The sequence below is a fragment of the Agromyces sp. NPDC029043 genome (assembly GCF_055564615.1).
The window spans coordinates 1-8,774 of record NZ_JBVHVX010000040.1; the positions used below are offsets into that span (position 1 = coordinate 1).

The following is an 8,774-nucleotide window of genomic DNA, read 5'->3' on the forward strand; positions in this document are numbered from 1 at the left end:
TCCCCAGACTCACCGCCCACACCCCGCGACCTTGCTCACCCACATCTTGTGCCCGCGAGAACCCGTTCTACGCACCGTCAATTCGGAAGAGCCCCTTAGGCTCTTCCGAATTCAGAGTGCATCGAGGTGTTGTGCCAGGCCGCCGGAGTGAATGAGTGACCGCAAGATGTAGTGGCCGAGGTTGCGGAATCCGAGCGCGATGCCGCGGAGGTGTTCCAGACGCCCGTTGATGGCTTCCACGGGTCCGTTGGAGGCGCCGGTGTCGAAGTAGGCCAGGATCTCTTTCCGGCGGGCCCACAACGAGCGGCCGAGTTGGGCGAGTTCGGCCAACTGGGTCGGCACACCGGTATGGATACGCTTGAGCAGCTTGTACATCGCGATCTTCCCGTCACGCTTGTTCGGCTGGCCGTAGGCGTCGACCAACTCCTGATAGACGGCGTAGGTGACCGCGACGGCCACGTGTTCCTCACGGGCGTCCAGACCGGCACGCAGACGGGTCTTCTGCTTGTCGGTCAACAATGCGATCCGGGTCAGCAACGGGCGGCGGATGCCGTAGAGCGGATCACCGGTGCGGCCACGATGTCCGCACGTATCCTGTTGCACGCGTTGACGACACACCGTCAACTTCTCAGCGGCCAGGTGCACGACATGGAACGGATCCATCACCGCACGCGCCTTGTCGAGGGTTTCGGCGGTCGCGGTGCGATACCCGGAGAATCCGTCCATCGTGACAACCCGGATCCGATCCCGAAACGAGGGGTAGCGGGCATCGAGCCAGTCCTTCAACGCCGCTTTCGACCGCCCGGCCACCATATCCAGCAGTCGAGCCGGCCCGGTACCGTCAACGATCGGCGTCAGGTCGACCAGAACGGTCACGAAACTCGAATCACCATGACCGCGAACATGTTTCCACTTGTGCTCATCCACGCCAAGAACCCGCACACCGTCCAGGCGGGCCGGCGCAGAGGCCAACGTGCGGGCCGCATCCAGGGCCAGGGGTTCCAGCTCAACCCGACCGCAGCCGCGGCCGCCGTCACCGACATCTTGTCGCAGATCATCGACCGCAGAATCCAGGTCGTGGTGCGCCGGGTGACCTGGGCCCGCGGCGCCACGATCGTGGAGATGTCGGCACGAAAGATCGTGGTGGCACAGTCGGGGTTGGCGCACACGTAGCGCGGCACCGCGATATGCAGCCTCGTCGGGTGCCCAACGATCGGCAGATCAGCAACCTCCCGATCGATGTGGTCACGCAGCCGGCCCGGCTGCCCGCATCCGGCACACGTGTTGTTCGGGGCCAGGACCTGGCAGAACACGTGGGTACGGTCCTCGCCGTCAAGGGCGGCGTCGGTGATCGTCACCCCGAGCTCGATGGTGCGGCAAATCGTGTCGGCAATAGCGCTACGCTGCGTCATGGGTCCTGTTGGTGTCCGGATGGGTGTGTGAGAGCTTTCATCCTCACACCACAGGACCCGCCTACATCCCCAGGCTCACCGCCCACACCCCGCGATCTTGCTCACCCACATCTTGTGGTCCCTAGAACCCGTTCTACGCACCGTCAATTCGGAAGAGCCAAGAAACTCTGCTTCAACTTCTGCTAGATCGGTGGCACTGGGCGTGAACTCGGCACCCCTCGCTACAAACTCGGCCCGGCCGCCGGTCATCGCAGATGCGTAGACGATGCAGTTGAGGTCGGGGTACCAGTCCACCGCCCTCTGTGCGGTTGACCTGTCGCGGATTCCGTATGTTCCGACCGAATCTCGAATGCCGGGCCGGATGCTGAGCTGCCCCCTTTCGGGAATCTCCATCGAGTCTCCGTCGCTGTAGAACAGTCCAACGACGGCCTTCGTTTGTGCTGCCATATCCCCTCCTGAACAGTGGTCTCCGGCCCTGAGGCTAGCGGAGATGGGGGCTGGAGTTGCGCTGCAGTCGCTTGATTCTGGGGTGGACATCGCGTCTCGATTCGGGCTTGACTGAACCGGCTTAGGAGAGTCCAGGCAACTCGCGCCGTATGGCCGTTGTTCCGGTGTCACGAGTCGTCGTGGCCTCGGGACTGGTGCCGAGTCGTCTATACGGCGGCGCGAGTTGTTCCGGACGATCGGTATACCGGTTGAGAAGCAAAGCACATCGATTCAGTCGAAACTCCTCTACAGGCGACCGGCCTGACCCACTAGATTCTGAGGCAGCCAAGTCAAGGGAGAGATGCACACGCATGAGCACGACGAACGCCAACCTCATCTGGAACATCGCCGAAAAGCTCCGCGGGCCGTTCCAGCCCAATCAGTACGGCGACGTCATCCTTCCGTTCGCGATCTTACGGCGGTTGGATTGCATCCTCGAGCCGAGCAAGGATGAGGTTCTCGCCGAGTACAAGAAGCTGGCGAAGACGAAGGTCGACTCGGATATCATCCTCAAGTCCACGTTCAAGCTGCCGTTCTACAACACCTCGCGCTGGGACTTTTGTGCCCTGACCTCGGATGCCGAAGGTGTCGCCGACAATCTGATCGACTACATCGAGCATTTCTCCCCGAACGTCCGCGACGTGTTCGAGGGCTTCGGTATGGAAGACCTCATCGAGCGGCTCAGTAAGTCTGACCGGCTCTACCTGATCGTCAAGGAGTTTGCGGCCGTCGACCTGCACCCCAAGGTGGTCAACGGTTACGAGATGGGCTTGATCTTCGAAGAACTCATCCGCAAATTCGCCGAATCCAACAACGCGGCCGCCGGCGACCACTTCACCCCGCGCGAGGTTATCGCCCTCATGGTCGACATTCTGTTCGCCACCGCCGACGATGCGTTGACCAAACCCGGCGCGGTCCGCACCATCTACGACCCCGCATCAGGCACCGGCGGCATGCTCTCTACCGCCTACGACCACCTGCTGGAGATGAACCACAAGGCGCGGCCTGTCTTGTATGGGCAGGAGGTCAATCCGCGCTCGTACGCGATGTGCAAATCCGACATGATCATTAGAGGTCAGGACGTCGACAACATCTATCTCGGCGACACCCTCACCGACGACAACTTCCGTGGCCGTCGCTTCGACTACCTGCTATCCAATCCGCCCTTCGGCGTGGATTGGAAGACCCAGCAGCGCGCCGTCGACGAGGAACACCGCGTCCGAGGCTTCGCCGGCCGATTCGGTCCCGGTCTGCCGCGCGTCTCGGATGGGTCGCTGTTGTTCCTGATGCATCTGATCTCCAAGATGGTGCCGGTCAGACAGAACGGCGAGGGTGGATCACGGCTGGCGATCGTCCTCAACGGCTCCCCACTGTTCACCGGAGGGGCCGGGTCGGGGGAGTCGAACATCCGACAGTGGATCATCGAGAACGATCTGCTGGACACGATCATCGCGCTGCCGACCGACATGTTCTACAACACCGGTATCTCCACCTACATCTGGATCCTCGACAACAACAAACCCACCGAACGTCAAGGCAGCGTGGCGCTCATCAACGCCGTCGACATGTTCGGCAAGATGCGCAAATCACTGGGCTCGAAACGCAAGTTCCTGCGCGAGGAGGACATCCAGCAGATCGTCGAGCTCTACTCCGAACGTATCGACGACCCGGGCTCGGCCGAGCAAGCATCGCTTTCGAAGGTGTTCGCCAACGACGACTTCGGCTACCGCACCATCACCGTCGAACGACCCTTGCAGCTGGCGTTCCGCATTGATGACGACAAGATCGATGCGATTCTGGGCGTGAAGGCCATCTCCAAGCTGGGCGACGACGAGCAGCAAGCTATCCGCAAGTCGCTTACCTACCTCTCCGACTGGGAATGGACCAACCGCGACGCGTTCGTCACCGAACTCAAAGATGCCCTGCGTGACAACGGATTCAGCAAACCCGGTGCGTTGGTCCTGAAAGCAATCTGGTCGACAATCGGCGAGCACGCCGACGCCGCCGACGTCATCACTGACCGTCACGGTAACCCCGAACCCGACCCGGCACTTCGCGACACCGAGAACGTGCCCCTCACCGAGGATGTGGAGGAGTACTTCACACGTGAAGTGCTGCCCCATGTTCCAGACGCGTGGATCGATCACGACAAGACCAAGATTGGCTACGAGATCCCATTCACCCGCCACTTCTACCGCTATGTACCGCCCCGGCCGCTCGAAGAGATTCAGAAGGACCTGCGGCAACTCGTCGGGGAGATTCAGGAGATGCTGAAGGAAGTGGGTGCGTGAGTTCCCGCAGCGTCGGCGCGGACCTCCCGGTTGGCTGGAGTGCTGTCGATATCCGACGACTGTTCAGGGTTGTTGGTGGCGCCACACCTAGGTCCGATCAGGCCGCGTATTGGGATGATGGCTCTGTCCAATGGTTTACGCCAGCCGATCTCAGCCGAACAAAGAGCATGAGTGTAGAGGCGTCGGCGAGACAGATCTCACGTGAAGGGCTTGCTGCATGCTCTGCTGAAATCTTGCCACCAGGCTCAGTGCTCGTCTCGTGTCGTGCACCGATTGGGTATGTCGCGGTGACGTCGAGGGAGGCCACAATCAATCAGGGCTGTAAAGCGCTAGTCGGTAACAAGATCGATCCGCGATTCGTTGCGTATCAACTGAGCGCGGCGAATGGGGATTTGGTTGCGCTCGGTCAAGGTACGACGTTCGCCGAGCTTTCTCGCGATAGTCTAGGTAGCTTCTCGCTCGCAGTTCCGAGTCTCCTTGGTAACGCTAAGCGGGTCGCCGACTTCCTTGACCGCGAGACGGCGAAGATCGATACGTTGATCGCCAAGCAGGAGCAGTTGATCGCGACCCTGCAGGAAGACCGGATCGCCACCATCACCCACGCGGTGACACATGGACTTGACGACGAACCCGTCGAGGCTAGCGAAAATGTCTGGGTTGGCGTGCGTCCACGTAGCTGGGTCGATATCAGACTGAAGTACGTGATTTCGTCTGTACAGAGCGGCACCAGCGTAAACGGAGTAGATGTGCCTCCGACGGCCACTGAAGTTGGAGTGCTGAAGACAAGCGCCGTGTCGACCGGTCGGTTTGTGCCGAGTTCCAGTAAGACGGTTGTTGGTGATGAAGTCCAGCGGCTTACCTGCCCAGTTCGCGAGGGTGCGCTGCTCGTGAACCGGGCCAACTCCCCACAGTTCGTTGGGTCAGCATCATTCGTGAACGCGTCATTCGAGAATCTCTTCTTGTCGGACAAGATCTGGCAGTTCGAATTTCGAGGTGCAGAGCCAGAGTTCATACACCTCTGGACCCAAACCCCCGGCTATCGCGCTCAGATCGAAAGTGGCATCGTGGGCACTAGTGCGAGCATGCAGAATGTATCTATGGCAGATTTCCGCGAGCTTTCACTTGCCATGCCCGATTTGGAGCAGCAACGATCGATCGTGCTGCGATTGTGCGATCATTTGGACTCGCTGGACCAACTTGTCGACAAGGCATCGTCGTCTATTAACGCGCTCCGCGAATACCGTTCCGCCCTCATCGCCGACGCAGTGACGGGCAAGATCGATGTGCGGGAGATGGCCTGACATGCCACAGCATCACGAGATCGTTCTCGAAACCGAGATCTGCGAGTACTTGGCCGACCACGGTTGGCTGCACTCGCCGACCGATGCGGGTTACGACAAGTCGATGGCGCTGTTCCAGGAGGACGTGTTTGGTTGGCTCGCTGACACCCAACCGGACGAGCTTGCGAAGCGCGTCAAGCCAGATCTGGCGGGGGCAGCGCGTGCGGCTGCTGAGAGCAAAGTGCTTGCCACGCTGGCTAAGCGGCTTGATGCAGACCTCAAAGCCGGTGGGGGCACCCCGAATGTCCTGCGCCACGGGTTCAAGGACCTCAACGCCCGGTTCTCGATGTGCCAGTTCAAGCCCAATACCAACCTCAACGAGACAACCGCGAAACGTTATGACGCGGTGCGTCTTCGGGTGATGCGGCAGGTGCACTACTCCTCGCGAAACTCGAATGCGATCGATCTGGTGTTGTTCGTGAACGGGATTCCGGTGGCGACCGTCGAACTCAAGACCGACTTCACTCAGAACCTCACCGACGCGGTACGGCAGTACAAGAAGGATCGTCTGCCAAAGGGGGAGCCACTGTTGGAGTTTGGCCGTCGGGCTGTCGTGCACTTCGCGGTCTCCAACAGCGAGGTTCAGATGACCACCAAGCTGGCGGGTGACTCGACCTTCTTTCTGCCGTTCAATCGGGGAGATCACGGACACGCGGGTAACCCCGCCAATCCTGATGGTTCACCGGCGTCGTACCTGTGGGAACAGATCTGGGATCGCGACACTTGGTTGGACATCCTCGGTCGGTTCATGCATCTGCAGATCGAGGAGAATCTAGACCCGAAGACCAACAAGAAGCGACGCACCGAGACGATGCTGTTCCCACGGTTCCAACAGTGGGATGCGGTCACCAAACTCGTCGGTGCGGCGAAAACCGAAGGTCCGGGCCACAAGTACCTGATTCAGCATTCGGCCGGGTCAGGTAAGACCAACTCGATCTCGTGGCTGACGCACCGATTGTCGGTGTTGCATGACGATGAGAACAAGCCGGTGTTCGACGCGGTGTTGGTGATCACGGATCGCACCGTTCTGGACTCGCAGCTGCAGGAGGCGATTCGTCAGATCGATGACACGCCGGGGATGGTCGCGCACATCGATGCGTTGGGTGGGTCGAAGTCCCGCAAGCTCGCCGAGGCGTTGGAATCGGGTACGAAGATCATCATCGTTACCATTCAGACCTTCCCCTACGCTCTCGACCTCATCCGTGACGGAAAGGGTCTGCAGGGTAAGTCATTCGCGGTCATCGCCGACGAAGCACACTCATCACAAGCAGGTGAGGCGTCGAAGCAACTCAAGAAGGTGCTCACAGCAACCGAGTTGGACGACATCGCTGATGGCGGTTCCGTCGACATCGAAGATGTCCTGGCCGCGGAGATGGCCGCTCGTGCCGCCGCCGGTAACATCTCGTTTTTCGCGTTCACGGCAACACCGAAAGCGAAGACGCTGGAACTGTTCGGCCGCCGGCCATCGCCTGAGGTTCCGCCTGAGCCGTTCCACCTGTACTCGATGCAGCAGGCGATCGAGGAAGGTTTCATCCTCGACGTGCTGCAGAACTACACGCCTTACAAGACGGCTTTCCGTTTGTCGCACAACGGGCACAGCTACACCACCGAGGACACCGACTCGGGTGGCACCGTTGTTGTCGACGCTGATGCGGGTGCCGACTCGCAGTTGGTGGACAAGCGGGAGGCCATCAAGTCGGTGATGAATTGGGTGCGACTGCATCCGACGAACATCGCGCAGAAAGTGCAGATCATCGTCGAACACTTCCGCTCCAATGTTGCGTGGCGCTTGGATGGAAAGGCCAAGGCGATGGTGGTGACCAGCTCGCGCCTGGCGGCGGTACGCTACAAACTCGCGTTCGACAAGTATGTCGCCGAACACGGATACACCGATGTTGCGGCACTGGTCGCCTTCTCCGGTGAGATCACCGACGGCGAGAACGGTCTGGACAAGGTCACCGAGACGAGCCTCGAGATGAATCCCAGCCTCAAGGGTCGCGACCTCCGGGGTGCATTCGCCACCGACGAGTATCAGGTGATGTTGGTGGCCAACAAGTTTCAGACCGGATTCGACCAGCCGCTGCTCGTCGCGATGTACGTGGACAAGAAGCTTTCCGGAGTGCAAGCGGTGCAGACGCTGTCGCGCCTCAACCGCACCGCACCGGGTAAGGATCAAACATTTGTCATCGACTTCGCCAACAGCGGCCAGGATGTGGTCGATGCGTTCGAACCGTACTTCACGGCCACCACGCTGGCCGATGTCACCGACCCGAACATCGTGCACGCCACCATGGCCAAACTGGATGCGGCGGGCATCTACCAGTGGGCCGAGGTCGACGGACTCGCTGCAGATTTCGTCGCCGAGAAGGGCAACAATGCACTCGCCAAGTGGGTCACACCTGCGCAGCACCGATTCCGCGACCGCGAACGCGAGGCCAACGACAAGGGCGACACGGCTGCCCTGGACGAGCTGGACATGTTCCGCAAGGACGTGGGCACCTTCATACGCCAGTACGACTTCCTCTCCCAACTGTTCGACTATGAAGACCCCGACCTGGAGAAGCTCTCGATCTATCTGCGTTACCTCGCGCCGGTCATCCGCCGGGAGAACGTGCAGCATACGATCGACCTGTCCGGCGTGGACTTCGAGTACCTCAAGCAGAACAAGCAGGCAACCACGCGCGGCAAACTCGAGGGTGGTGCCGAGCTACCGCCCGCAGGTGAAGGCGGAGGTAGTGGCACCGTTCGAGACCCCGAGATGGTCGAACTCGACGAGGTCATCGCGACGATCAACGACCTGTTCGAGGGGGACCACTCCGATGCGGATGTGCGCAGTGTGGTCAGCCACCTGCGGGACAAACTGGAGGAAAGTGAGAACCTGAAGATGCAGGCTCTCAACAACTCCCAGGCGCAGTTCGAGGCGAGCCCAGATATCGATATCGAGTTCAACGGTGCCGTGATTGAGGCGATGGACGCGCATTCGGATCTGTCCGCGCAGATCCTGAACAACTCGGTGATCCGAGACAAATTGGTGTCGGAGTTGGTGCCAGCGATCTATCAGAGACTTAGGGTGGGGACGCTCAATGACGCATGAAGATGCAACAACGATGGGCGAGCTTGTGACGGCAACGGGCTTGCCTCCGGCATATCTGGCTCTTCCGGATTGACGGTGCGTGAAACAGGTTCTACTGACCCCAAGATGTAGGTCGGATTTGCGGTGTGAGCCTGCGTGATGTGGGCGGGTC

At 60.2% G+C, this 8,774-nt stretch carries 4 protein-coding genes and 1 pseudogene; 3 read left to right on the forward strand and 2 right to left on the reverse strand.

The window, feature by feature from the left end; genetic code table 11:
• Positions 1-111: 111 nt before the first annotated feature.
• Together ACZ4TW_RS23520 and ACZ4TW_RS23525 are read right to left on the reverse strand one after the other, a co-directional pair.
• Positions 112-1,412: pseudogene (locus tag ACZ4TW_RS23520) on the reverse strand (ISL3 family transposase).
• Between the two features lie 75 nt (positions 1,413-1,487).
• Positions 1,488-1,859 carry a hypothetical protein gene (locus ACZ4TW_RS23525; RefSeq protein ID WP_465546875.1) on the reverse strand — a complete coding sequence of 124 codons (372 nt, stop codon included), beginning with the start codon at positions 1,857-1,859 and terminating at the stop codon, positions 1,488-1,490.
• A gap of 350 nt (positions 1,860-2,209) precedes the next feature.
• On the opposite strand from ACZ4TW_RS23525, the gene ACZ4TW_RS23530 reads away from it, so the two are divergent.
• The 3 genes from ACZ4TW_RS23530 to ACZ4TW_RS23540 are packed head-to-tail and all read left to right on the forward strand — an operon-like array spanning position 2,210 to position 8,623.
• Positions 2,210-4,189 carry a type I restriction-modification system subunit M gene (locus tag ACZ4TW_RS23530; protein ID WP_465546877.1) on the forward strand — a complete coding sequence of 660 codons (1,980 nt, stop codon included), beginning with the start codon at positions 2,210-2,212 and terminating at the stop codon, positions 4,187-4,189.
• Entirely contained in the window at positions 4,186-5,490 is a 1,305-nt protein-coding gene (locus tag ACZ4TW_RS23535) for a restriction endonuclease subunit S (protein WP_465546879.1), read from the forward strand. The genes ACZ4TW_RS23530 and ACZ4TW_RS23535 overlap by 4 nt, the downstream gene beginning before the upstream one ends.
• Before the next feature lies 1 nt (position 5,491).
• A complete protein-coding gene (locus ACZ4TW_RS23540) occupies positions 5,492-8,623 on the forward strand; it encodes a type I restriction endonuclease subunit R (RefSeq protein WP_465546881.1) in 3,132 nt (1,043 codons plus the stop codon).
• Positions 8,624-8,774: the final 151 nt, after the last annotated feature.